This window comes from Halopseudomonas bauzanensis, from assembly GCF_900114735.1.
In the GTDB taxonomy this organism is placed as follows: Bacteria; Pseudomonadota; Gammaproteobacteria; order Pseudomonadales; family Pseudomonadaceae; genus Halopseudomonas; species Halopseudomonas bauzanensis.
This window is the reverse complement of record NZ_FOUA01000001.1, coordinates 1299889-1322581: the sequence shown is the minus strand read 5'-3', so window position 1 is coordinate 1322581 and position 22693 is coordinate 1299889. Positions and strand designations below refer to the sequence as shown.

Genomic DNA, 22693 nt, shown 5'->3' with positions numbered 1-22693 from the left:
CATGCCAAGCAATTCTTTCGGTGAATCCTCTTGTACCGCTGCGGCCAGCGGCCTCGTGCAGGTGCGTGGCGCGCGTGAGAACAACCTCAAAGAGGTGGACGTCTCTATCCCGCGGAATGCGCTGGTGGTGTTCTCGGGTGTCTCCGGCTCCGGGAAGTCCTCGCTGGCCTTCGGCACCATCTATGCCGAGGCGCAGCGACGCTACTTTGAGTCGGTGGCCCCCTATGCACGGCGCCTGATCGACCAGGCGGGCGTGCCGGACGTAGATGCGATCGACGGCCTGCCACCAGCGGTGGCGCTGCAGCAGCAGCGGGGGTCCAGCAATGCGCGTTCCTCCGTGGGCAGTGTGACCACCCTGTCCAGCCTGGTGCGGATGATGTATTCGCGCGCCGGCGCCTATCCCGCCAATCAGCCGATGCTGTACGCCGAGGATTTTTCGCCGAACACGCCGCAGGGGGCGTGCCCGACCTGCCACGGCTTGGGTCATGTGTACGAGGTGTCCGAGGCGATCATGGTGCCCGACCCCTCCCTGAGCATCCGTGAGCGGGCGATTGCTTCCTGGCCACCCGCCTGGCAGGGCCAGAACCTGCGCGACATCCTGGTCAGCATGGGCTACGACGTTGACCGGCCGTGGAAGGACCTGCCGAAAAAGGATCGCGACTGGATTCTGTTCACCGAGGAAACACCAACGGTGCCGGTGTACGCCGGTTTCACGCCTGCCGAAACCCGTACCGCGCTCAAACGCAAGATGGAGCCGAGCTACATGGGCACCTTCACCGGCGCCCGGCGGTATGTGTTGCACACCTTCGCCAATACCCAGAGCGCGCTGATGAGAAAGCGCGTATCCCGGTTCATGGAGGGCAAGCCGTGCCCCACCTGCCACGGCAAGAGGCTCAAGCCCGAAGCGCTGTCGGTCACCTTCGCTGGGGTGGACATCGGCGCGTTTATGCAGATGCCGCTGGACCACTTGGCGGCATTGCTCGAACCCATCGCACAGGGCGATTTCCGCGCCCATGCAGCGGGTGCGGCTACGGACAAGGAAGCGACCCGGCGCGAGCGTGCCGAACGCGCTGCCACCGGCCATGCGGTCCATGCGGTATCGCCCGACGTGCGCCGTACCTCCGCGCTGTCGGAAGAAAAGCGCCTCGCCGCACAGCGCCTGGCTGGAGGCGTGATGGCGCGCCTGCGCCAACTGCGCGAGCTAGGCCTGGGCTACCTGACGCTGGACCGGGCCACGCCGACGCTTTCGGCCGGCGAGTTGCAACGCTTGCGGTTGGCCACGCAATTAAGTTCCCTGCTGTTCGGCGTCGTGTACGTACTTGACGAACCCTCGGCGGGCCTGCATCCCTCCGACAGCCAGGCCCTGTACGATGCACTCGACCGGCTGCGCGACGCGGGCAACTCGGTGTTTGTGGTGGAGCACGACCTGGACCTGATGCGCCGCGCGCAATGGCTCGTGGATGTCGGGCCGGAGGCCGGGGAGCGTGGCGGCCGCGTGCTCTACAGCGGCGAGCCGGATGGCCTGCGCAAGATTGCCGAATCGCGTACTGCACGTTACCTGTTTGACGAAATTCCCGCACCCGGAAGCCGAGCACGCGAAGCGACCGGCTGGTTGGAGCTGCAGGGCATCCACCGCCATAACCTGCATGGCGTGGATGCGCGCATTCCGCTGGGCGTGCTGACAGCCGTTACCGGCATCTCTGGCTCCGGCAAATCCAGCCTCATCGCGCAGGCCCTGCCGGAATTGGTGCTGCTGCACCTGGGCCACGAGCCTGAAGACGATGCCGCCGAAAGCGCCACCAGCGAAGGGCCGGCAGTGGTCGAAGCGACCGGCGGCCATCTGGCGGGCGACGTGGACGCCATACAGCGCCTGGTGCAGGTGGACCAGAAGCCGATCGGGCGCACGCCGCGGTCGAACCTGGCTACCTACACGGGTCTGTTCGACCATGTGCGCAAGCTGTTCGCCGCCACGCCCGATGCTCGACGCCGCCGCTATGATGCCGGACGGTTCTCGTTCAACGTCGCCAAGGGGCGCTGCGAGACTTGCGAGGGCGAAGGTTTCGTTAGCGTGGAACTGCTGTTCATGCCTAGCGTGTACGCGCCGTGCCCGACCTGCCATGGCGCGCGCTACAACGAGGCCACGCTGAAGGTGCAGTGGAACGGGCGCAACATCGCCGAGGTGCTGCAGATGACCGTGGACGAGGCCAGCGAATTCTTCGCGGGTGAAGACGCGGTGGCAAGGCCCCTGCAACTGCTGCGCGACATCGGACTGGGCTATCTGCGCCTGGGGCAACCGGCCACTGAGCTTTCCGGTGGCGAGGCGCAGCGCATCAAGCTGGCGACCGAGCTTCAGCGCAGCCAGCGCGGCCGAAGCCTGTACGTGCTCGACGAGCCGACCACCGGGCTGCACGCGTCGGATGCCGACCGGCTGCTGGTGCAGTTGCAGCGCCTGGTCGATGCCGGTAATACCGTAGTGATGATCGAGCACGACATGCGTGCGGTGGCCCAAGCCGACTGGGTGATCGACGTAGGGCCAGGCGCGGGCGCTGCCGGCGGCAGCATCGTGGTGGCGGGTTCCCCTCAGCAGGTGGCCCGAAAGTCTGGCAGCCGAACCGCTCCGTTCCTTGCACGGGAGTTGGCGCGGGCCGAGTAGCTTAGTTCGCCAAATGTTGCCAGCTTCGCGGGGCATTGATCGTCGCCACACGGTGGTGACGGTCGCTGCCCGAGTCGCGTCATCCTTCCTGAGTCAGAGCAAGATAGGGATTGTTGGGCGGTATTTCGGCGAATACCAAGGACCCATTTTCGAGGAGGTAGCCATGCAGTCGGCGGGACTTCCTCGGGCCCGTGACTTCACAGGTCCAAATGTTCAGGCCATTTGGGTGCTTGCGGTATAGCTGCAGTTTCTAAAAGCGCTTTTGCACCCACTGCCAATCCGGTTGCTTGTCCTGCCTGACCAGCGCATCCACCTGGGGATGTTCCTACGCATAGCGCTGGAACACGCTGGGACTGACCAGGTAGGCGGTGTCGCTCACCGTATGCACGAGCGCCTTGGCGTCGTTGATGATGAGTCGCCGCGCGGCGACTCCCTGTTGCAGCCACGTCATGAAATGCTCTCGGTCACCTTTACCAATACCAAATCCAGCAAAGCCCGCACGGTTCCTATATCGCCTGAGCTGGAATCCTTCTTGCGTAACCACTGGAAGCGTCATGGTCCGTTCACAGGGGCAATCACTTCATTCAGGCGTGCGCTCACTCGATCAGGCATCAACCTTCCCAAAGGGCAGGCTAGCCATGCTCTACGTCATAGCTTCGCTAGTCATTTTATCCAAAAGGGCGGCAACATCCTCACGCTGCAGAAAATCCTTGGCCATTCCAGCCTTGCTATGACTATGCGTTATGCTCATTTGGCGCCTGATCACCTAAAGGATGCGATCAGGTTTGCTCCTATAGCTCGAATAATCTAGCCAGATCAGGCGGATTTGATCTTTTCAAAGTGGTTTTCGCTGGCAGCGATACCCAGCCACCTCTGTCCAATCGCTTCTGTACCAGTTCCTGGTACTGCATGGGCTCCGGTGTTTTTTTCCCCTTGTGCCTGGTCCTGTTGCATCGAATGCAGGCTGCTGCGATATTCCGCGGTCCGTCACTGCCGCCATCTTGGCGAGCTTTTAGGTGCTCGGCGGTACATTGGAAGGGCCTGGCTTGTGCCACGGAAATTCGGTGTGATTTTGCGAAGGGCTCGGCAGCGTCCTGCCACATCAGAAAGCCACAGTAGCAACAGCGCCCGTTTTGACGATCGAAAGCAGCTTTACGGTGTTTGGTTATTTGGTTAGCCATAACGGCCTCCTCAAAATTTTAAGGGGATCCGTCGGCCAAATTGATTGAGCGATGCGGTACCAGCCCCATTTAGAAAGCTGGCCAAACACTGCCTCCGCATAGGTAAGCAGCGATCAGAATTTATCTTATTGGTCTGAGGTTATCAAGTGTGCCTGATTTAGCTGCATTTTAAGGTGTGACACTTTGGGGGCACTCGCATACCCCGGAAACCAAAAAGCCCCGAAAATCACTAGGATAATCAGGGCCTTAGGTCTTTCTAATTTGGTGCCGGGGTACTCTGAACAGGACTCCTAACATATTGATTTAAAAGTGAAGATGTCGGTTCAATTTTGTTTTGGTGTACTTTTTGGTGAGCTAAGTCAGTTAAGGTCATCTACCGGTTGTATCCGCATCATCCGACTAAGGTCGTTTTCTCTGGCACACCGGGCAGTACGGGACGGTAAGCTCGCTCTCGTATTTCGGCTCTTTAGCCTTGGGGAGCGCTTCACTTACAAAGGCCTGAGAAAACGATCTGCGCTTAGGGGCGCGAGCTGGTTCATCGCACCTTTGTAGCTAACAGTGCTACCCCGGCTGGCAGTGTATTACGCAGCACGAAGCAGATCAGCCTCGTCAAGGTGTTATTAGCAGATCCTTGGTGTCTTAAATAGCTGAAGATTGATGTCTTCAGTCGCATCGGCTATATAGCCCACCTTTGTATCGATGACAAGAAGAGTGGAATAGGATGAATCCTTATTAAGCTCGTCGCTAAGCTTTCTTGTTCATTAAAGGTGGTCCGGATTCAAGGTTGGTCATCAAGATTGAAGTATATATAATCCGCTACTCCGCTCGGGGTGTTGCTGTCGTTATTCGTATTGTTTTGGGGGTTGCTTTCTGGCTGCAGGTTAATTAGCTTGCTCCAAGCTGAATCAAAGAGTGCGTGATATGGCTTTATTGCTGGTCCCAATAATTTCATGTTGTTTTTTGATTCTTCCCATAATTCTTTAAATTTGACTTCTATGTCGTCTTTTTTGTCGGCCAGAGGAACATGTTGGCTTGCTGGGCTCTGCTCGTGCAGTTGATGAATTGCCAGGCGTGTTAATGCAAACGAAAGTTCTTTTTCTAATATATTATTGATCTGGATCCTGTCTTCCAAATCCTCCCGTATCTTCTCCTGCTTTTTGATTTCGTATTCTCGTGAGATAAGCTCTTTTTCTTTGCTTAACAGATTTTCGAGAAAATCTGTTCTAGAACTTGCCATTTGGTTAGATAATTTATTCAAGGTTTTTATTGCTGTGTTTGAAAGCACAATGCTGTACGCTTTCTTTCCTGTTCTTCGCTCTCTTATTTTGCGCTGTCTGAAAGCGTTCTTTAGCTTAATATTAAGTTCTCTGTTTTCTGCAGTGTCGGGAACTAATATTGGCATTATTGGTGATTCTATTCCTAGCTTTAATCCTTTGTCCGATAGGTATTTAAGGGCCCATTCCTGATCTTTTTCCGAAAGCTTATAAATCCACTCGAATAAAGTTTTGTTAACGAAGTTTTTCACCAAGCCCACCCGTGAATTGCAGTAAATTTTCCGTTACACAGTAACGTTACCTGTCGCGTTATTAGGTAACGTTACATGTTTCGTTACTCGTAACACGCCCCCCCCGTTTATCGCATTTTCTATTGGCATTATCAAGCATTGAGCCGGCCATTTTTTGCTAGCTAAGCGCTGGTTACCAGCACGCCTGCGGCTATCTCACACGCGGGGCAGAAAGCCTCGGAAAAATATACCCATGTCCCGAATCCTCTGAACCAATACCAGAGGTCGTCTTCATGCGAATAATTCGTCTTAAAGAGGTAATGCATAAAACCGGGCTTGCACGTTCCACTGTGTACAAATACATGGCTGAGAAACGCTTTCCGGTTTCTGTTCAGTTAGGGGAAGGCAGCGTGGGATGGGTTGAAAGTGAGGTAGACGATTGGATTGAAATGTTGATTTCCAAAAGAGGATGAGTCTGTCAGTTTTATATTTGTTGATTATTTTTCAGGAGTGAAATATTGATCTTTTTTCTCGTGCGGCTCAGTAGTTGCTGGCGCAATTATGAAGTGTGTTCTTCGGTGTGGGTAATATGCTTTATGGGTAATCAAGTAGTGGTATTGAAAGTATGGGTGATGCATGGTTGATTCATTGGTGAATAGAAATCTGACTGTTGCTAATGTTGATAGTTTTTATGGTCTTCCAGTAATGGTTGATAAAGGTCCATTCATTTTGGAGTATCTCGAAAGACTTCGGCGGGTGATTAATTCAGCATTGGCTGATTATCCAAGAGTTCTAGCATTCAGAGTAGATCTTCGTATTCCCACTAGGCTGGGGCTTGTTGATGATTTTAATACTAATAAAGTTATCAGTCGTTTCTTCGAGTCATTTAAGGCAAAGATAGAAAGTGACCGGCATAGAGCAAGGGTTGCTGCAACTTATGCGCATGACACAAAAGTCAGATACTTTTGGGTTAGAGAGATGTCTACCGGAAACGTTCAGCACTATCATGTTTTAATTTTGCTCAACATGGATGCCTATTATACTGTTGGTCGCCTTGGATCTGATAGGGTTAATATGGTCAGGCGTTTGGATGAGGCGTGGGCAAGCGCGTTGGGGCTGGAACTTCAGGATGTGTCGGGCTTGGTAGAGTTTCCTGCAAATGCGACATGGCGCCTTAGGAGCAATGCGGACGATTTTACTAGGACTTTATCAAGCTTGTTTCATAGAGCCAGTTATCTCTGCAAGTCAGCTACTAAGCACTATGGGCAGCAGCATCATGGGATGGGGGGAAGTAGGAAATAATAGCGGAATGAGATAGCACTGGATAGCTTGAGTAGCCTGGTTATGTTCAACAGCCGGACTAGCTATATCGTGCCAGCTATCCTTGCAAGGCCGCTACCAGGTCTTATGGTGATGGGCGCTGGCGTTTGCCGCTAGCTGAGGCTAAGGGCGTATTCCAGTGATGCTGACGCTCATTTTCAGCAGTTGTGGCCCACCTGCGCCGTCTTGGAGTTCCTCCAACAAGAATGATGCTCGCGCGCGGTGCTGGTTTCACGCTCTCCCAATCATAATCTGAAATGGTGCGGACACTATATGTAGCGCTTGCAAGGTAAGGCTAACCCAGTATGTGGTGTCTCGCGCTTGACTTCTTTGAAATGACTGTCTATAAATCCAGCCATGGGTAAAAAACGCCCATAAAAAAGCTCCGATCCCTCTTTGAGAGGTCGGAGCTCCACGGTCTGTCTGGCTTGCGTCGTCGAAAACCAAGGCCAGAGGACTAACCCCAACGACTGCTAGGCAGAAGCTGGGCTTGGGACTATATCGTGGCAGTCGCAGCTTAAGCAAGCGTATTGCATCGGTTTGATCTGTCTCTCGGCCAGTTGCTGCTAGCAGTCTTGATAGTCGAGGTAGCTCATGGCTGCAAAGAAAAGCGGTAACGCCAAGCGAACCATACACCGGAGTTCCATCACTGGAAGGTTCGTTACCGAGAAAACGGTGCGGAGAACCCGCGCACAACTCAAACCGAGAAACGTTGAGGTATCCCTATGTTGAAACAGTATTTTGTTAACACCCTTGCTCAGCCCAATGGTGATCACGAAGTCCATCGGGAGGGTTGCTCATGGATGCCATTGTCACGGCAGTCAGTTGGCTACCACGCCAGCTGCTACCCCGCAGTTCAGGCGGCAAGAATGTACTACTCCCGGGCTGACGGATGCGCACACTGCAGTCCTCAATGTCATACCCGCTGATCCTCTTATAGCCGGGTACTAGGAGGCAGGCCACATGTGTGGCCTGTTATTCATTCTTTTCGTTGCTCCTCAAGGTAAGTGTGGCGAGCTATAGAACCAGATCATCCTCCCTGTTATCATCATTTTTAGCATGACTTTCCTGGCGATGCAGACAAGGACTTTGCTGAATGCTGATGACGACCCCGCAGGAAGCTTCACCCAACCAGCGCGAACGTCTGTGGCAGATCGATTTTCTGGCCCGTTTCCGTGGGCAGGTCACCCGGCAGGATCTGGTAGAGCGCTTCGCCATTGCATTATCCAACGCCACCCGTGACTTCACGCTGTACCGTCAGCTGGCACCTCAGAACCTGGATTACGATCACAGCGATAAGGTTTATCGGCGAGCAGCGAGTTTCAAACCGCTGTTTACTTACGACAGGGAACACACCCTGCAAACCCTCAGCCTGGGGCAGGGGGTTGGGCTGGAGCCATGCACCCAGACGATACTGGTTGATAACGCTACCGCTCTTAATCAGCCGGATCTGGATGTCCTGGCTGCGGTGTCCCGCGCCATATATAGCGGACAGGCTCTATGCATCAGCTACGTCTCGATCAGCAGTGGTGAAACCCGTCGAGAAATCGTTCCGCACAGCCTGGTCAACACTGGCTTGCGCTGGCATGTGCGTGCCTATTGCCGTACCCATGGGCAGTTCAGGGATTTTGTACTGACCCGGATTACCGCTATTCATACCACAGCTACCCCGATGGATAGGCAAACCGAATCCATTGACCGGGATCAGGACTGGCAACGCTTGGTGAAGCTGGAGCTTGTCCCTCACCCCAGAGCGGCTTACGCTCGAGCGATAGAGCTCGATTACAACCTGCAACCTGGTCAATCCCTACAGCTTACCGCCAGAGCAGCCACTGCTGCCTACTTGTTGCGGCGCTGGGGTGTGGATTGCAGTCTGGATGCACACCTCAACCCGGATGAGTACCAGCTGGCCCTGCGCGATCCCCAGGGTGTTGCGAAGCAAGCGAATCTAGCAATTGCCCCCGGCTTTACCCTGGAGAATGATCGTTAATGAGCAGCACCGCTACACAGCAGAAACTGGGCTTCAAGTTCGGCCGCAACGGTGTGCATTCCAGCCGCACCATGATGTTGGCCGAGATCAGTGAGCTGTTCCATGGCCGTCCCGCAAGCGCAACTGCTGCCCAGTACAAAGAAGACATCGAGGTCTTCAACGTGCTGCACAAGCCTACCGAGAAGTCCCGACAGCTGACCTGGCGACACCTGGTGGACCTTTATGGGATGGATACCGACATTCCGTTATTCAGAGTTTTTCGCCGCCTGTGGGACAGCGATGAGTCCGCTCGAACCTTATTGGCCTGCCAGTACCTATACCACCCAAAGCACCAGCAGACTAACTTCGACACGGACGTTACGCCTCTGCACCCTGGTTCGCTACAAGGATTCGACTGCATGGACCAGAACGGCGATGGCTATTTGACGATTAAGGAACTCAGCCGCCGGAATGATTGCGTTGAAGATGCCAGCGATAGAGGCCTGGACTCTTCAACACGAACAACGCTGATCCTCGATCACCTGGATGCCGACCGGGACCTGAAGGTGAGCAAACGGGAATTCAGCATCTGGAATGAAATGCAGAAACAGTAAAACTGATCACCCCCGGTTGCCGATCTCAATCATGAACTCGGTGCCCCGGTCATCTGACTGTGTAACCTGGAGCCCCCAGCCGAGCCGTTCACAGACCAACCGTACAATGAGCAAACCGAAGGTTGTATTGTTGAGTTGGTCTGCTCTGGGCAAGCCGCCGCCGGTTGCACGCGAGACCCTCAGGTTTTTTACCACTGCGTCAGGAAGACCTGAACCAAAATCCTTTACCAGAATTCCGTTCGACAGCATATGAACCTCAACAGGTGACCTGGTATGGCGCAGAGCATTCTGCAACAGGTTGCGCATTAGCATACGCACCAATACGGGATAGGTTCTGACTCTCACATCAGGATTATCTTCAAATAGCGTAATGCGCCCAGCCTGGTCGGGATGCCCATGCTCCAGATCGTCAATAGTGGTCCGGACGATCTCACTCACCTTAACCATCCTGGAGCCTTCGCTCGAAGCCTCGCTGCGGGCAAGCTCCAGCAGAACATCCATGTCGTCGCGCATGGTCTGCATGGCCCTGCGCAGGCGGGCCAGGGTCTTCTGATCACCTTCCGACAGGTTTTGGCGTTGCTCCAGCACATTGAGTGCGCCATTCATCACCGCCAGGGGCGTACGCAGTTCATGACTGGCCAGCTTTACAAAGGATTTCTCTCTCTCAATGTGGTGCTCAAGCTCTGAGAGAAAGCGGTTGAAAGCCTCGGCGATGTCGCAAAATTCCTGATCGCGATAACTCGTGTTGATTCGCGGCACCGACGTTCCAGGTACCGCACCCAGCACCTCACGGGTCAAGTTTCTGAACGGACGCACCAGATAGCGGGCACTCCCACGAGCAATAAAATACCCGATCAGGAGCATACCAGCCGCCACGCTGATCAGGATCAGCTGAACCAGGAACTCACGATTCTCCATGATGGTAATATCCTGGGCCAGGAAGAGTTTTCCATTGGGTTCCTCAAGTCGTTCCCCGACAATAAGCAGCGTCGTCTCGCCGACTTCGATTTCCCGGGAAAATGGCAGGATGCGTGCTTGGAAATACGTCGGCAGCACCGCCTCAGTCTCTCCCTCAGGCAGGAATACTGCTTCCAGCCTTGCCGTTTTTACAGGCTGGAATTCATCGTTGCGAAGCCGCTCCTTGAAATACTCAGCGTCCGCTTTCAGTTCAAGATCCAGGATGGTGTCTTCTACATCATCGACAAACTGCTCAACAATGAATATGGACACCGCCGCAGTGGCGGCAATAAGGAGAAACAGGGTTCGGGTGAGCCTGGCCGTCAACGAGGACTTCATGATGTCGTCCGGTCGCCATCTTCGGGAGACTCCAGACGATACCCCCGCCCATGAACCGTTTTCACCAATCCGTTGCCAAGGTCTGCCGCCAACGCTTTTCGAAGCGTGTAGATATGGGTACGCAGACTGTTTCCCTCGGCATCCCCGTAGCGGGCACCCCCCCATAAGGCATCGCTGAGCGCGGTATGACTGAGAAAATTCGGGTAAGCTCGTATCAGCAATTCGAATAACCGGGACGACGTGCCGGAAAGCGTGGTTTTCATTCCACGCAGTTCGACTTCCAGGGTGCCAGGGTTGAACCGGATCTCCCCAGCCTGCAGAACCGGCTTCATCGGTGAATGGCGCCGGTGAAGCGCCTCGATTCTCAACTGGAGTTCCCGCAATTCAAACGGTTTTACGAGATAATCGTCCGCACCGCACTCAAAGCCTTTTTCCTTGTCGTTGAGCGCACTGAGGGAGGTCATCAGAATGATGGGGGTCTGACACTGCAGGTCCTGTCGGATACGACGGCAAACATCGAAGCCATTCACGCCCGGCAGCATCAGGTCGAGTACGATAACGTCGTAGCTCTCAGTGGCCAGTAAGTGTAAGGCAGTCAGACCGTCAGCCGCGAAATCAAGCGAATAGCGTTCCTCACCCAGGAACTCGAAAAGATTCTCCGCAAGGTCCACCTGATCTTCCACGACCAGTAGCCTTAGAGGCGGCCTGTTAGCTGTCATTCAATAGGGCTCCATCAGCATTCGACGCCGATTGCAGATTTCGAACAGGGGTCTCTATAGCGAGTAACTGGTAGCGGCGGTTCCTGAGCACCTTGTCAGCTGACGGCGATAGCGCCGCGATTTCCCGGTCCGACCAGTCTTCGGGAACAGCCACATAGAATCGTCGTACTCCATCGCGCTGCCGCAGTTCCTTCCAATCGTCCTCCGAAATTTCCATAGCTGTTCCACGCGAGTAATATCTGGCCGAGAATGGCAGATCATCCAGGTAGAGCAATGGACTGTCGCCAGGCTTTCTGACCTGCAGGTAATAGCTTACCAGTTCTTTTTCCGTCTTGAACGGTATCAGGCCTGCCGTAGTCAGCCCCACGAAAACAGTCAGCAGCACGGGCACCAATCCCACCAACAGCGGCCTCATTCCGAAAAGTCTTACGGAATCCATGTCTGAAATCCAACGACCGATCAGCATGGCTGTAAATGGCAAGGATGGCAGCACATAGGTCCAGAGCGTGTTACCCGCGGCGGTAAAAAACAGCATGGGCGCCAGCGCACTGACAAAAAGAAAGCAGGAGCCAGGATGTGACAGCGGCAACCGAATGCGACCTGTCCCTCGACCAGCAAACCAGCTGGCAATCACGCCCACCAGTGCAACAAGTCCCCAGGGGAACGATGCCCACAACCAGAACAACCAGATCATACCTTTGGGCTGATCGTGAGCACTGCCGTACAGATCGCCGGTCCATCCGGGATCCAGGAAGCGGCGAATATGCTCCCCTACGATAAAATAATCCAGAAACCCGGGTGTCTTGAGTTCAGCCAGCAGATACCAGGGGCCAACCAGAAACACCGTCAGTAAAGCCCCCCTCCACCACGGAAATTTTCGCAGGCTGGCAACCTCGTGTTTGAAAAGGAGTAACCACAAAACGACTGGAATACCGACCAGTACGACTGCCAGCGGGCCCTTGGACAGTAGCCCGATCACCAGTCCGATGAAGAAAAGCCAGCGCCAGGGGCCGTCCTCTCCCGACATCACCAGACAGAAGCTGACCAGTGTCAGCGTCGTGCCCAGGGCCAGGAACGAATCGGTCATCACGGCACCGGCACTGATGTAAGTCAGCGCCATGGTGGCGAACACCAGGCTACTCCATAGTGCCGCATGGACATTCCAGAGCTGCTTCGCCAGCCGCCAGACCAGCCAGACCATCGCCAACGTTGCCAGCCAGGACGGCAGGCGCAATGAAAACTCCGAGAGGCCGAACACCTTGATGGCCAACGCCTGGGCCCAGAAAGACAACGGTGGTTTGCCCCAGAAAGGCACACCCGGCTCAAACCAGGGGGTGATCCAGTCACCGGTTTCGGCCATCAGGCGGGCAATTTCCGCGTAGCGAGGTTCGGTGGTATCGGCAAAAGGAAACAGCGCCATGCCGATTAGGCGGCTGACCAGTACCGCTGCCAACGCCAGGAACCAGATGTTAAATCGCTTTGACATGACTCGCCTCCGCCAGCCGCGTATTTAACGGCTGACTGACACCAACCGGACTTTCCAGCACCTCCTCGGCCAGGTAGACCGGTCGCTGCTTCGTTTCCAGATAGGTTTTGCCCACATACTCCCCGACAATACCGATGCTCAGTAGCTGGATGCCACCGAGAAAGCTGATGATGGCAACCAGTGACGGATAGCCGCTGGTTGCATCGCCGAGCATCATGGCCTTGATCACGATCCAGAGCCCAAACAGGGCTCCAACACTCGCGGCAAACAACCCGATGACGGTCGCCCAGCGCAATGGTGAGACGGAAAATGAGGTCAGGCCCTCCAGAGCCAGACCAACCAGTCCGGGGTAATCCCACTTCGTTTCTCCGGCAGCCCGGGGTTCCCGGTCATACTGGATGACACGGGTCGGCAGGCCGATCCAGGCAAACAGTCCTTTCATGTACCGGTTACGTTCGTTCAGAGTCAGTATCGCGTCTACGGCCTTACGGCTCATCAACCGGAAATCGCCGGTATCCACAGGAATATCGGTCCGGCTGGTCCGGTTCAGCAACCGGTAAAAGAGGTGCGCGCTCCAGCGTTTGAACGCGGTTTCCCCAGCTCTGGAACGACGCTGCATCAACACAACGTCTGCCCCGGACTGCCAGGATTCGATCATGGCGGGGATCTGCTCAGGCGGATCCTGCAGGTCCGCATCCAGAACGATCACCGCGTCGCCCCTGGCATGCTCCAGCCCTGCCGTTACCGCCGCCTCCTTGCCGAAATTCCGACTCAGTTTGACCAGGCGGAGGCCAGGCGTTCGCTTTATCTCATTACGAATATAAACCGCGCTGCCATCCTCACTGCCATCGTCCACGAACACAATTTCGTGACGCAGGTTGACCGCGGCAAGCACGGGCAGTACCCGGTCAAAAAACAGCGGCAGCATGACTCGCTCGTTATACACAGGTACCACCAGGGAGATAAGGCGGTCATCTGGCGGCTCGAGATGGAAATCAAGGGATTTGTTCATAAAACACCAGCCTCTTGTAGACGATGTAATTCAGAGCAGCTACGAGACCCGTCGTGACAAGCTGTGAGAGCGTGACCGGCAAGGTCAGAATTTGATGTAGCAGGAAGAAAAAAGCGAGATTGCAGAGCCAGGCACAAATACAGGACACCAGGTAGCGCCAGGCGGTCAGGCGGTGAGGGCCGGCATTGCGGAATGCCAGACGACGCTGGAGTCCATAATTCATAACTGCACCGGACAGGCTTCCGCTTGCGGTGGCCAGCGTGGCGTCAAGCCCTGCACCGGTCAGAGCCGCCATGACAAACCAGTGGAATAGTGTGGCAAGGCCTCCGGCAGTAATGAATCCTTGCAACTGAACGGTTAAAAGTTTGCTCATAGGGGAAACAGACACAATGACAACCGGCAGCTCCGGCCTGACCTGATGAATCGATAGATTAGCCACTCCGGTGTCATGGCTTTGTCGGCGTTTTATCAGGAAAATGTCAAAGCAGTGGATGTATCAGAGGGGTTCGATCTGACTGTTGCAGTGTCTTATGCAATGCTTGGTCAAGATCCCGCTTCACCAGGCATAGTGCGATTGCTCTGGGCACTGCTCACCGGGATAGCTATCTTTTACCTAGTCATGCAAACATGAAGCACCCCTACAGGCTTGAATCATTTACTACTCAAGCTCCGGAACATTGGTAAAACTGATCATCAACCGTCGACTCAGTGAAGATGATGGGATCCCCGCGATGAAACATAAGGAACAGCACAAAACCCACCGGACAGGTTGGCTCCGAGCCGCCGTACTCGGTGCAAACGACGGCATTGTCTCCACCGCGAGCCTTGTTCTTGGCGTTGCTGCCACGGGCGCGAGCGCCGAAAGCATCCTGGTCGCCGGTGTCGCGGGGCTCGTCGCCGGTGCCATGTCCATGGCCGCCGGAGAGTATGTCTCGGTCAGCTCTCAGGCCGACACCGAACGCGCTGATTTAAGGCGAGAACAAGCGGAGTTGGAGAACAGCCCGGAGTCTGAACAGGCAGAGTTGACGGCGATATACATCAAGCGCGGGCTGGATGCGGAGCTGGCCTCTACAGTTGCCAGCCAGTTGATGGAACATGATGCGCTTGGCGCACATGCACGGGACGAGTTGGGCATTTCTGAGGCCCTGGCTGCACGCCCTGTGCATGCAGCTTTGGCATCAGCTGGCACCTTTGCCGTGGGCGCCGCCCTGCCCTTGCTGATGGTTCTGATCGTTCCGGCGTCTCTGGTTATGTCGGCGGTCTCAGTCAGTTCACTAATATTTCTGGCGTTACTGGGTTCGTTATCAGCGCAGGCCGGCGGTGCCCCGGCATTTCTGGCCGCCCGACGCGTCACCTTCTGGGGCGCATTGGCCATGGCGCTCACAGCTGGAGTAGGGACGCTCTTCGGGGTAGTTGCTGGTTGAAGAGAAAGGGGCCCTTCAGTAAACATCTTCCAGATATCGACCATCCGCTCTGAGCGCTTCCACATCGGTTGCCAGAGGCTTCAGAATCTCATCAATGACCTGCTTTACCCCTGCGGCCATATCCTTGCCACCGCACACCAGAATCTGGGCACCGGCATTCACCATCTGGCGCACCGCCGACTCATCCTGTTTGAGCTTATCCTGAACATAAGCCCGTTCGTCCGACCGGGAAAATACCGTATTCAGCGCCGTCAGCCGATGGTCATCCAGATAACGACCCAGTTCCGGCTGGTAGAGAAAATCCGATTGTGAACTACGCCCGCCCCAATACAGGTACATGGGATTGCGACTGGCATTCTTCCTGATAAAACCGGCCAGTGGCCCAATGCCGGCACCGGCACCAATCAATATCACCGGGTTGCTACCGGTGGCGGGTCGGAAGCCCGGGTTATGGCGAATGAAGGTGCTGATTCGATTGCCTGGTTTCAACTCATACAAATAGCCGGAGCAAAGCCCTCGAGGTTGCTTGCGCACGCATATCTCCACAACACCGTCCGTGGCAGAGGAGGCCAATGAGTAAAACCGCGGAGCCTGCCTGTTCGGGGGCACAACGCCGAGCAGGTCACCGGCTTCAAATGAAGGTGTCTTACGGTAGCCGGGGACATACATCATTATTAACAGCGGGTTAGCTGAGTAGTGGAAGGTTTATGCTTCAAAATATGGAAAAGTTATGGGACTGCTTGGCGCGTGTGGCTCCAGAGGTATGTGCAAAAGCCTTAGTGAAGCGTTTCGGCAATTTGATTTGCGGGCAAGGCAAAGGTGGGTGAATGAGCTACGCAGCCATACCGTGGGGAGAGCGTGACGGGCGAATGTACCTCGCTCATGAGGTTGAAAATGGCAAGAAATGCGGTTGTCGTTGCCCGGCTTGCCGTCACCCTCTTGTAGCCGCCAATAAGGGACGTAAGCAAATTCCTCACTTTCGGCATGCTGCGGCCCAAAGCTGCGAGTATGGAAGATCAGAGGGCATCAGGCGGGCGGCTGTCCAGTTGATAGCTGAGCGCAAGGCATTATTGCTGCCTGGTTATCAAGCAGAGCTCCGTCAGGCTGCCAAAAGCGGTGTTGTTTGTAGCGAGCAGATTGAATTTGACGCATCGCTTATAGATGCTGATTCGGTAGAGCGGTTTGTCGACCTGGGCGGGGTGCGAGCTCACGCTTTGGTTACTGTGCAGGGGAGGCAGTTGGCGGTCAGGATCAAGTGCTCCGCTCGCAATGAGCATAGGCGCTGGCAGTATATGAAAGAATTTAACCTTGCCAGTATGCAGATTGACCTGCATCGGCTGACGGATGAACAGATCAACGACAAAGCGCTCTTCGAGTGGGCTGTATTGGCCGATCCGGATAATCGGCGCTGGATTCGTTCATTGCGTGCGGAGCAGCTTGAAGCGCACTGCTTGAAGCAACTGCAAAACCAGGTAGAGCTCCTGAACCAGCAATGGGAGATCGAGCTGCTGGCCAAGTTGGAAGCGGCAGAGGCACAAAAAAAGAAGGATGCTGAAGAACGGCGTAAGCGCCAAGCTGCTGAAGCAGAACATCGGGCCTTGCAGTACCAAGAAGCTATGAAGCGATCTCACTGTCAGCAAGCTGAAGAGTCGGCGGCGCTGGATGAGCGCAAAATGATGATCGTTGCGACCATGTTCCAGGCAGTGCGCGAATGGGATGGCAAGGCTCTTGAATGCATGGCATGCCGCTTGATGAATAATCCAGAAGCTGTGTTTGCCGCTACTGTGAAGTTGAGAACAGCCTGCTCAGCTCGCGATCGTTTCCGCAGGATCTTGAGAAAAGCATTCACAACAGGATGCGCTCGTCTGCAGCGCCGCATAACTCCCTGAGGAACGTACCGAGGTTGACGTTGGTTCCGGAAGTGCCTAAAGCCGATCCAGCTCGAGCAGGGGAAAAGACTGCTGCCAATCCGGAAGGTGAATCGTAAAGGTCCTGGAGCGAGCCATCGGGGCTGAGGGGCTGGAGCCAATGGATCCTATCTGATTCAATGATGACAAGCGTGAGATGGTGGAACTCTATCTGAGGACAGAGGCAAGCGCCTTCTTGCCGGCCCTTGAAAGAACATCCAGGCTGATTGATGGTTTTGAATCACCATTTGGGCTTGAGTCGCTGTCTACTGTGAACTGGTTGCTGGTGGAAGAGCAGGTAACACCTGAGCCGCAGGCGTTGCAAGAGGGTGTGAGTCAGTGGTCAGCCCCGGTGAGAGCTGGGCGCAACGTAAGCTGAAGCTGTTTGATCTGGCTACCCTGGAGCTGGCGCTTAATCGGCTTCAGAAGACGCCGCTGCATGCGGCTGTCTGAGTTGGCCGTCGGTCGAGCTTAATCGCGAAAACAAAAATAACCTATGCCCCTTTCAAACAGCTTTTGACTGTTTGAAAGGGGGAGGGCGTCAGGTGGTCAGTGACTCGGTGGTTGGCAGTCGGCTTAAGATCCAGCAAGCCAATAAAAAAGCTACCAAAAATGGCGGGAATTTTGCCATTGCTGTCAGAGTGGCGATAATTGCACCGCTTCCTGCCAAGGCGCCAATCAGCGCCAGCGCTGCGCCAAAGATGTTGATTGTTTTCATATGGAATCCTCATGTTATTTGAGCTACGAACTCTTCTTAATCAATAGAAGTAAAATTCAGTATGGGGGCAGTACTGTCGATCCTTCATGGCTCGGCAGCAGTTTCCATTTTGCAGGGTGGTGTACGCCAATCAGAGGTTGGCTGATAGGAGGTGATACGAGGTAGGCGAGGGGCTCCTATCAGATTAAAAAAATGAGACCAGAAGCGAGGATAGATCCGCACTTATTGGTCCCATTGTTCGTTGGGCTATACGTTTCTGCAGGCCATTCCCGCGCGTACTGTTTTGTCCAGAATCTGTGGGGTTAACGCGCCGCCTCGGTTCATCTGGATCATTTCCTGCTCAGTTAAAGAATCCACCATTTTATCGAACATGCAGCGGCACACCTTTTTCGATGCCCCGCCTTGAACGCAACCTGCCAGGAACTCACCGCGAACCTTGTCTTCTTCGCTGGAGCACCCTGCTAACAATATGCCGATGAATAACGCAGCAACCAATTTGAATCGCATAGAACCCTTCCCTTATTGGTTAACCAAGCACCAGTGAGATGCCAAGCAGTGTGCCCACGACCAAGCCAATCAGTTGTGGCCCCAGAATCCAGAACAGTTTGGCAAACACAAGACCTGAAAAGCCTTGGGTGAAAACCGCATCTGGCCGTGCGAAGCGGCAAATGGCGTCGCCTATCATTGCGCCAATGAAGCCGAGAATACTGCCGACAACGAACGCAAAGAATTTGGCCATGAAGCCAGCGCGCAGCACCATGCCGGAATCATTGAACGTGATCATGAATATGGCAGCTGCAACAGAGGCGATGCCCCAGATCACGACTGTGCCGTTGATCGGGGACTCATTATTGTCGTAGTCATCCTGATCTTCCTGGTTCTTCATGTTCTTATATTCCATACCGTACTCCTTAAAAAACCGCTGACTGTTGGTTTGACGGCCCGCTTACCAAGCTGAAGTGCAGCTATTCTCCGGGTGGTTCAACGGAAGAACGACTTTGCTGATATTCTTTGTTGGTAGAGCGGCGGTTTTCCCATCTACCTTGATCTGCAGCTCTCGTGCCTTAATGAATGCCCCCCAGAAGTGCTCAAAATTTGCGGCGCAAACCCTGCAATCAGTGAAAAATGGATTGTCGTAGACCTCGCCGTCCACAATGACTGTGAACCCAGGCTGATCTTCTGAGTTTTTAGTGTTTCCGTTGACTGTCGCGTATGCCTTGACGTGCTCGTACTCGTCATCCGGGCAGGAGATGTACAGCTCATTCCCACGACCATCATTGACGGAGTACTCCGTGATACCCATGCCCCACCCAGACACCCACTCGGGGGAGCTGGCAAGCACGGAGCCGGCAGATAGAAGCCCGGCTACTGTCAGAGCGATAGCAGTTTTCTTCATGATGCTTTCCTGTTTAGCATGACAGGCCATGCGGCCTTGAGAACAAAGGGAGAGAGGATGCCGGGAGCTGTCCTCTCGGCTCAGGGGGGGCGATTCCATTCGTTTGTATCCAACTGATCCTGAAAAATAATGTCAAGGTGATGCCGTTCGACTCTATGAGTCGAATTACGCCTTTTTAAGCCCTTCATGTCAACCGGTTGGTATTCAACTATCTAGGTTGAATTGGAGGGGGTATGACGAAAGAGCATCACAAGGGTCTGGCAGAGCACATCGGCAAAGCTATTGCCTCACGCCGCATCAAAGCCGGACTCACGCAGGAACAGGTAGCTGAAAAGTTGGGTGTCGGCTACGAAGCAGTATCGCGGCTGGAACGGGGCGTTGCGACGGTTACGGTTGTCAGATTGTTTGAGCTGGCGGAGATATTTGGTTGCGAGACGGCGGAGCTGCTAACGGTCAGCAGTATGAAAGTGGATGATCAAGCGCGTCATTTGAGCAAGCTTTTGGGCACGCTGAAGCCGTCTGACCGCCAGCTGCTGATGGACATCATGCAGCAGCTGGGTGCCCGTATGGCCAATGATGGCTGAGTCCCATTTCACTCTTCCATGTCGGGGAGAAACAACAGCCCGCATGTCAGGCAAAGCGACTCAAAAGAACCCAGCCAGCTTCTGTTGATACTGTTTGCCAGCCGCTTCCCCTGTGCTTGGCCTGCTTCAAGCCCGGTCAGAGCCGCAGGTAGCGCATCGAGCAGAGTATTCAGTCCGGACCACACCTGGTCGTCGGGCTGTTTACCGAGGATGTACTGGTGGTACTTGCGTAATGCACTATCCAACGCTGCCAGGGTGATAGCGCTTTTCTCTATTCCAGCGCTGTCCAGTAACGTGTTTTGCTCGCAGGCTGAGCATTTCTTGGTCATCGAGTTGCCTCCATTTCACTGGGTTAGATAACGAGGGTCAGATCAGCCCCCGCTCTGCAAAGCTCACTATTTCAAGTCCGCCAACCACCAGGTGGTCCAGCAGCCGGACATCAATGGTGTTGAGCGCGTCACGCAATCGAGTGGTCAGTGCAATATCAGCCCGGCTGGGCTCGGGGTTACCGCTGGGGTGGTTGTGAGCGATGATCACCGCAGCGGCGTTCGCATTAAGAACCGTCTTTATCACCTCCCGGGGATAGACGCTGGCGCTGTCGATGGTGCCGTAGAACAGCTTTTCGAAGCCCAGCACCCCATGCTGGCTATCCAGCAGGATTATCGCGAATACCTCGCGTTCCTCCGTTGCCAGCTGGGCTTGAAGGTAGCCCCTGACCATCGAGGGGTTGGTCAGATAGTTACTGCGTTTGAAGCGTGCTTCGAGGATGGATTGCGCCCACTCCAATACGTCCAGTTCGGATAGGTTAGGGACAGCGGTGTAGGATTTGGTCTGGCTCATGATCTCGTTCCTGGCGTCGTCTCGGCTGCTGGTGTGTCCTGTTGCTGCATGTGATGGCTGCGCTCCAGAATCAGCTCGTGCAGGGTGGGGGTGCTGTTGTGGCGTGAACGGGGTGTGGGACTCGACTGGGTGGTACGGTTGCTGCTTTCCGGATAAAACTCCTCCAGTACTTGATGGGCTTCATCTTCACTGTCTTCAAAGGCTCCGTTGGTTAAACCCAGCTGCGCTGCCGCATCCAGCGCTTGTTGATCAAACCCCGTCTCTCGCCGGGCCTGATCCAGTTGCCGCGCTTGTTGCAGCGCTTCTTCCAGGCTGATGCCGGCTCGTAGCGTCAGGTCGACGTAGAAGATCGGGGTGCCATGGCTCTGGCGGGTGGACTTGCCGCGCAGACGCAGTTCCAGTGGCAGACACGCCAACCGGTCACCGGATAGTGCCTGCAGGTAGCTGAGCCGTGCTGTGAGGGTGCGGATGCTGTTGTATCCCGTGGTTCTGAATACAAAGCTACCCAGCGGGTCCTCCTCGCTGAGCCCCACATTCAGCCGTCCGTAAGGCTTGCAGTGGCCTCCCTGAGCCAGGGGGCATCCATCGGGTGAGGGGCAAGGCAGTGACTGAATCCCCTCTGCGGTTGAGCGCTTGCACGTATCGCCGTTGCCGACGCATAACGGACGTCCGCTGTTACGATCAAACAGGCTGTATTCAGCGCGGAAGTTCAGATCAGGATCGTTGAATAGCAGGCGCACCGGGATGCTGCGTATCTTGCCGCCCTGTTCCTTACGTAGCTGCTCATCCAACGGGTGGGGTAGCCAGCCGTCTCGGGTTTGTACCTGAGAGGTGATGGTGAACTGGTCGTCCTTCTCCGGCAGACGCTTGCCGTTCTTTTCGACGACCCTGCCGATGGATATACGCCCCAGAACAGGTGGGGTTATGGCCAGACCTTTGATCATGGAATACTCCTTTAAAGGCACACCAAAAAGCCGACGGCAGGCGCGGTCGGCTTATGGCGTTGTGAACATGCTTGGGTCGGTCAGCTGACCAGAAAGCGGCGGCTCCCTGGCTTGCCGACCTGGTAACGGGATTTCAACTCGGGGTGGTCATTGAACAGGGCAGCGGTATCGACGCCCAGGGAATCCCTGGACTTCTTCCAGCTAACGCTGCCATCGGCAAAGATGGCCTTGCTGGCTGAGCCTATAGCCTGCTGCAGTGTTTGCTTGAGCGCAGCCTCGCGCTGATTGAGCTCCGCCAGGGTGTGACGTACCTGCTTGAGATTGAAGAAGGCTTCGCTCAGTACCTGATCCTGAGTGAAGTCCAGCTCCTCGCCATCGTCTTCGGGATACAGCAGGCGCAAAGCCCGCTCAGCTGAATCGGAGCCGTCGGCCGGTGGAGGCGTGTCAGTCTCAACGTAATGCCAGAACTGGCGCTCCAGCTCGATCAGGTGTTTGATCAGCAGCTCATCCCGCTCGATGCGGTACACCTCTAGCTGTTGCCCACCCAACAGGACCGCCACATCGGCTGCCTGCTTACCGGTCACCGCCAGTTGATGCATTACCTGCACCTCAACGTATTTGGGCACGCCCTCACGCCAGAGCTTGGCCCCGTTGAGGCCAGCGGTTTTGCATTCCAGTATCTGCACATCCGGGCTGCCTATTACCTCCCGGTCGATGTTGGCGAGCATCCAAGGATGCTCAGGATGCTGAAGCACAGCGTTGACCTTGCGTACTTTGTTGCCGGAGCGTCTTTGGTACTGAGAGGCTACAATCGGCTCCAGCACCACGCCCCAGAACACGGGAGCGGTGTCATCATCCGGGTTCGGCTTGGCCAGGTGCTGATCCCGGTTGGTTTTCTCCAGCCAAAGCTCCAACTGAGATTTATAGGGATTGAGACCAATGGCCGCTGATGAATCAGAACTGCCGATCCCCCGTTTGCGGACATCCAGCCATTCATCGCGACTCAGCTCTTTAGTGCTGACCAGACGCAATAGGCCTCGGCTTGTCTTTTGGATTGTTGGCTGTGGTATTGATTGGGTAGTGCTCATAAAACCTCCAGACGCAAAAAAGCCCCGGTCAGCGCTTG

24 protein-coding genes and 2 pseudogenes are annotated in these 22693 nt (G+C 55.2%); 9 read left to right on the top strand and 17 right to left on the bottom strand.

What is annotated here, in order from left to right; translation table 11 throughout:
* Position 1 precedes the first annotated feature (1 nt).
* Positions 2-2653: an excinuclease ABC subunit UvrA gene (locus BM267_RS06110; protein WP_036993193.1), complete on the top strand. Its 2652-nt coding sequence runs from the start codon at positions 2-4 to the stop codon at positions 2651-2653.
* A gap of 79 nt (positions 2654-2732) precedes the next feature.
* Here the strand turns inward: BM267_RS06110 and BM267_RS06105 are convergent.
* Positions 2733-3113, bottom strand: a pseudogene (locus tag BM267_RS06105) (conjugal transfer nickase/helicase domain-containing protein); the annotation flags it as partial.
* A gap of 3 nt (positions 3114-3116) precedes the next feature.
* Here BM267_RS06105 and BM267_RS06100 point away from each other — a divergent pair.
* A pseudogene (locus BM267_RS06100) lies at positions 3117-3464 on the top strand (tyrosine-type recombinase/integrase); the annotation flags it as partial.
* On the opposite strand, the gene BM267_RS06095 reads toward BM267_RS06100, so the two are convergent.
* Complete coding sequence (locus BM267_RS06095) at positions 3445-3756, bottom strand: HNH endonuclease (protein ID WP_235818238.1); 312 nt, start codon at positions 3754-3756, stop codon at positions 3445-3447. The pseudogene BM267_RS06100 and the gene BM267_RS06095 overlap by 20 nt on opposite strands.
* A gap of 856 nt (positions 3757-4612) precedes the next feature.
* Entirely contained in the window at positions 4613-5359 is a 747-nt protein-coding gene (locus tag BM267_RS06090) for a hypothetical protein (protein WP_143062999.1), read from the bottom strand.
* Between the two features lie 272 nt (positions 5360-5631).
* On the opposite strand from BM267_RS06090, the gene BM267_RS06085 reads away from it, so the two are divergent.
* The 4 genes from BM267_RS06085 (at position 5632) to BM267_RS06065 (ending at position 9241) form a co-directional block, all read left to right on the top strand.
* The gene (locus BM267_RS06085) at positions 5632-5811 is read left to right on the top strand and encodes an AlpA family transcriptional regulator (protein ID WP_074777301.1); all 180 of its coding nucleotides are present in this window, start codon (positions 5632-5634) and stop codon (positions 5809-5811) included.
* Between the two features lie 163 nt (positions 5812-5974).
* Positions 5975-6640, top strand: a complete 666-nt coding sequence (locus tag BM267_RS06080) for an inovirus Gp2 family protein (protein WP_074777303.1) — start codon at positions 5975-5977, stop codon at positions 6638-6640.
* Positions 6641-7754: 1114 nt separating this feature from the next.
* Positions 7755-8648 carry a WYL domain-containing protein gene (locus BM267_RS06070; RefSeq protein ID WP_074777306.1) on the top strand — a complete coding sequence of 298 codons (894 nt, stop codon included), beginning with the start codon at positions 7755-7757 and terminating at the stop codon, positions 8646-8648.
* Positions 8648-9241: an EF-hand domain-containing protein gene (locus tag BM267_RS06065; protein WP_074777309.1), complete on the top strand. Its 594-nt coding sequence runs from the start codon at positions 8648-8650 to the stop codon at positions 9239-9241. Before BM267_RS06070 ends, BM267_RS06065 begins: the two co-directional genes overlap by 1 nt.
* A 6-nt stretch (positions 9242-9247) precedes the next feature.
* Here BM267_RS06065 and BM267_RS06060 read toward each other — a convergent pair whose 3' ends face one another.
* From BM267_RS06060 to BM267_RS06040, 5 genes are read right to left on the bottom strand one after another with little or no spacing between them, the layout of a single operon-like run.
* The gene (locus BM267_RS06060; RefSeq protein WP_074777312.1) at positions 9248-10537 is read right to left on the bottom strand and encodes a HAMP domain-containing sensor histidine kinase; all 1290 of its coding nucleotides are present in this window, start codon (positions 10535-10537) and stop codon (positions 9248-9250) included.
* A complete protein-coding gene (locus BM267_RS06055) occupies positions 10534-11220 on the bottom strand; it encodes a response regulator transcription factor (protein WP_218144694.1) in 687 nt (228 codons plus the stop codon). The genes BM267_RS06060 and BM267_RS06055 overlap by 4 nt, the downstream gene beginning before the upstream one ends.
* Positions 11221-11245: 25 nt before the next feature.
* Positions 11246-12742: an ArnT family glycosyltransferase gene (locus tag BM267_RS06050; RefSeq protein ID WP_074777314.1), complete on the bottom strand. Its 1497-nt coding sequence runs from the start codon at positions 12740-12742 to the stop codon at positions 11246-11248.
* The gene (locus BM267_RS06045; protein ID WP_036993185.1) at positions 12726-13754 is read right to left on the bottom strand and encodes a glycosyltransferase family 2 protein; all 1029 of its coding nucleotides are present in this window, start codon (positions 13752-13754) and stop codon (positions 12726-12728) included. Before BM267_RS06045 ends, BM267_RS06050 begins: the two co-directional genes overlap by 17 nt.
* Complete coding sequence (locus BM267_RS06040; RefSeq protein WP_226611481.1) at positions 13738-14193, bottom strand: GtrA family protein; 456 nt, start codon at positions 14191-14193, stop codon at positions 13738-13740. The genes BM267_RS06045 and BM267_RS06040 overlap by 17 nt, the downstream gene beginning before the upstream one ends.
* Positions 14194-14485: 292 nt before the next feature.
* On the opposite strand from BM267_RS06040, the gene BM267_RS06035 reads away from it, so the two are divergent.
* Complete coding sequence (locus BM267_RS06035) at positions 14486-15178, top strand: VIT1/CCC1 transporter family protein (RefSeq protein ID WP_036993182.1); 693 nt, start codon at positions 14486-14488, stop codon at positions 15176-15178.
* A 15-nt stretch (positions 15179-15193) separates the two neighbouring features.
* On the opposite strand, the gene BM267_RS06030 is transcribed toward BM267_RS06035, so the two are convergent.
* Positions 15194-15712 carry a ferredoxin reductase domain-containing protein gene (locus BM267_RS06030; RefSeq protein ID WP_235818214.1) on the bottom strand — a complete coding sequence of 173 codons (519 nt, stop codon included), beginning with the start codon at positions 15710-15712 and terminating at the stop codon, positions 15194-15196.
* A 293-nt stretch (positions 15713-16005) separates the two neighbouring features.
* Between BM267_RS06030 and BM267_RS06025 the strand changes: the two genes are divergently transcribed.
* Entirely contained in the window at positions 16006-17067 is a 1062-nt protein-coding gene (locus BM267_RS06025; RefSeq protein WP_143063000.1) for a competence protein CoiA family protein, read from the top strand.
* A 559-nt stretch (positions 17068-17626) separates the two neighbouring features.
* On the opposite strand, the gene BM267_RS16785 is transcribed toward BM267_RS06025, so the two are convergent.
* The 4 genes from BM267_RS16785 to BM267_RS06010 form a co-directional block, all read right to left on the bottom strand.
* Positions 17627-17803 carry a hypothetical protein gene (locus BM267_RS16785; protein WP_177173368.1) on the bottom strand — a complete coding sequence of 59 codons (177 nt, stop codon included), beginning with the start codon at positions 17801-17803 and terminating at the stop codon, positions 17627-17629.
* A gap of 246 nt (positions 17804-18049) precedes the next feature.
* A complete protein-coding gene (locus BM267_RS06020; protein WP_036993176.1) occupies positions 18050-18310 on the bottom strand; it encodes a hypothetical protein in 261 nt (86 codons plus the stop codon).
* A 19-nt stretch (positions 18311-18329) separates the two neighbouring features.
* Complete coding sequence (locus BM267_RS16845) at positions 18330-18704, bottom strand: hypothetical protein (protein ID WP_218144695.1); 375 nt, start codon at positions 18702-18704, stop codon at positions 18330-18332.
* A gap of 45 nt (positions 18705-18749) precedes the next feature.
* Positions 18750-19199, bottom strand: a complete 450-nt coding sequence (locus BM267_RS06010) for a hypothetical protein (protein ID WP_036993174.1) — start codon at positions 19197-19199, stop codon at positions 18750-18752.
* 233 nt (positions 19200-19432) lie between these two features.
* On the opposite strand from BM267_RS06010, the gene BM267_RS06005 reads away from it, so the two are divergent.
* Entirely contained in the window at positions 19433-19783 is a 351-nt protein-coding gene (locus BM267_RS06005; protein ID WP_074777320.1) for a helix-turn-helix domain-containing protein, read from the top strand.
* Positions 19784-19791: 8 nt separating this feature from the next.
* Here BM267_RS06005 and BM267_RS06000 read toward each other — a convergent pair whose 3' ends face one another.
* The 4 genes from BM267_RS06000 to BM267_RS05985 all read right to left on the bottom strand — a co-directional run bounded on the left by BM267_RS06000 (position 19792) and on the right by BM267_RS05985 (position 22655).
* A complete protein-coding gene (locus BM267_RS06000) occupies positions 19792-20112 on the bottom strand; it encodes a hypothetical protein (protein ID WP_074777323.1) in 321 nt (106 codons plus the stop codon).
* Between the two features lie 37 nt (positions 20113-20149).
* On the bottom strand, positions 20150-20623 hold the full coding sequence (gene radC, locus BM267_RS05995; RefSeq protein ID WP_036993170.1) for a RadC family protein: 474 nt from the start codon (positions 20621-20623) through the stop codon (positions 20150-20152).
* Positions 20620-21567, bottom strand: coding sequence for a recombination directionality factor (locus BM267_RS05990; protein WP_051611425.1), 948 nt, complete (start codon positions 21565-21567; stop codon positions 20620-20622). The genes radC and BM267_RS05990 overlap by 4 nt, the downstream gene beginning before the upstream one ends.
* Before the next feature lie 80 nt (positions 21568-21647).
* Positions 21648-22655 carry a YqaJ viral recombinase family nuclease gene (locus tag BM267_RS05985; RefSeq protein WP_074777325.1) on the bottom strand — a complete coding sequence of 336 codons (1008 nt, stop codon included), beginning with the start codon at positions 22653-22655 and terminating at the stop codon, positions 21648-21650.
* Between the last annotated feature and the right edge of the window lie 38 nt (positions 22656-22693).

What these genes read in the sequence shown, in the direction of transcription:
- BM267_RS06060 (WP_074777312.1), bottom strand. Translation starts at nt 10,537, where the DNA reads ATGAAGTCCTCGTTGACGGCCAGGCTCACCCGAACCCTGTTTCTCCTT.
- BM267_RS06005 (WP_074777320.1), top strand. Translation starts at nt 19,433, where the DNA reads ATGACGAAAGAGCATCACAAGGGTCTGGCAGAGCACATCGGCAAAGCT.
- BM267_RS06110 (WP_036993193.1), top strand. Translation starts at nt 2, where the DNA reads ATGCCAAGCAATTCTTTCGGTGAATCCTCTTGTACCGCTGCGGCCAGC.
- BM267_RS06065 (WP_074777309.1), top strand. Translation starts at nt 8,648, where the DNA reads ATGAGCAGCACCGCTACACAGCAGAAACTGGGCTTCAAGTTCGGCCGC.
- BM267_RS05990 (WP_051611425.1), bottom strand. Translation starts at nt 21,567, where the DNA reads ATGATCAAAGGTCTGGCCATAACCCCACCTGTTCTGGGGCGTATATCC.
- BM267_RS06050 (WP_074777314.1), bottom strand. Translation starts at nt 12,742, where the DNA reads ATGTCAAAGCGATTTAACATCTGGTTCCTGGCGTTGGCAGCGGTACTG.
- BM267_RS06000 (WP_074777323.1), bottom strand. Translation starts at nt 20,112, where the DNA reads ATGACCAAGAAATGCTCAGCCTGCGAGCAAAACACGTTACTGGACAGC.
- BM267_RS06035 (WP_036993182.1), top strand. Translation starts at nt 14,486, where the DNA reads ATGAAACATAAGGAACAGCACAAAACCCACCGGACAGGTTGGCTCCGA.
- BM267_RS16785 (WP_177173368.1), bottom strand. Translation starts at nt 17,803, where the DNA reads ATGAAAACAATCAACATCTTTGGCGCAGCGCTGGCGCTGATTGGCGCC.
- BM267_RS06045 (WP_036993185.1), bottom strand. Translation starts at nt 13,754, where the DNA reads ATGAACAAATCCCTTGATTTCCATCTCGAGCCGCCAGATGACCGCCTT.
- BM267_RS06020 (WP_036993176.1), bottom strand. Translation starts at nt 18,310, where the DNA reads ATGCGATTCAAATTGGTTGCTGCGTTATTCATCGGCATATTGTTAGCA.
- BM267_RS06095 (WP_235818238.1), bottom strand. Translation starts at nt 3,756, where the DNA reads ATGTGGCAGGACGCTGCCGAGCCCTTCGCAAAATCACACCGAATTTCC.
- BM267_RS16845 (WP_218144695.1), bottom strand. Translation starts at nt 18,704, where the DNA reads ATGGAATATAAGAACATGAAGAACCAGGAAGATCAGGATGACTACGAC.
- BM267_RS06010 (WP_036993174.1), bottom strand. Translation starts at nt 19,199, where the DNA reads ATGAAGAAAACTGCTATCGCTCTGACAGTAGCCGGGCTTCTATCTGCC.
- BM267_RS06080 (WP_074777303.1), top strand. Translation starts at nt 5,975, where the DNA reads ATGGTTGATTCATTGGTGAATAGAAATCTGACTGTTGCTAATGTTGAT.
- radC (WP_036993170.1), bottom strand. Translation starts at nt 20,623, where the DNA reads ATGAGCCAGACCAAATCCTACACCGCTGTCCCTAACCTATCCGAACTG.
- BM267_RS05985 (WP_074777325.1), bottom strand. Translation starts at nt 22,655, where the DNA reads ATGAGCACTACCCAATCAATACCACAGCCAACAATCCAAAAGACAAGC.
- BM267_RS06025 (WP_143063000.1), top strand. Translation starts at nt 16,006, where the DNA reads ATGAGCTACGCAGCCATACCGTGGGGAGAGCGTGACGGGCGAATGTAC.
- BM267_RS06085 (WP_074777301.1), top strand. Translation starts at nt 5,632, where the DNA reads ATGCGAATAATTCGTCTTAAAGAGGTAATGCATAAAACCGGGCTTGCA.
- BM267_RS06070 (WP_074777306.1), top strand. Translation starts at nt 7,755, where the DNA reads ATGCTGATGACGACCCCGCAGGAAGCTTCACCCAACCAGCGCGAACGT.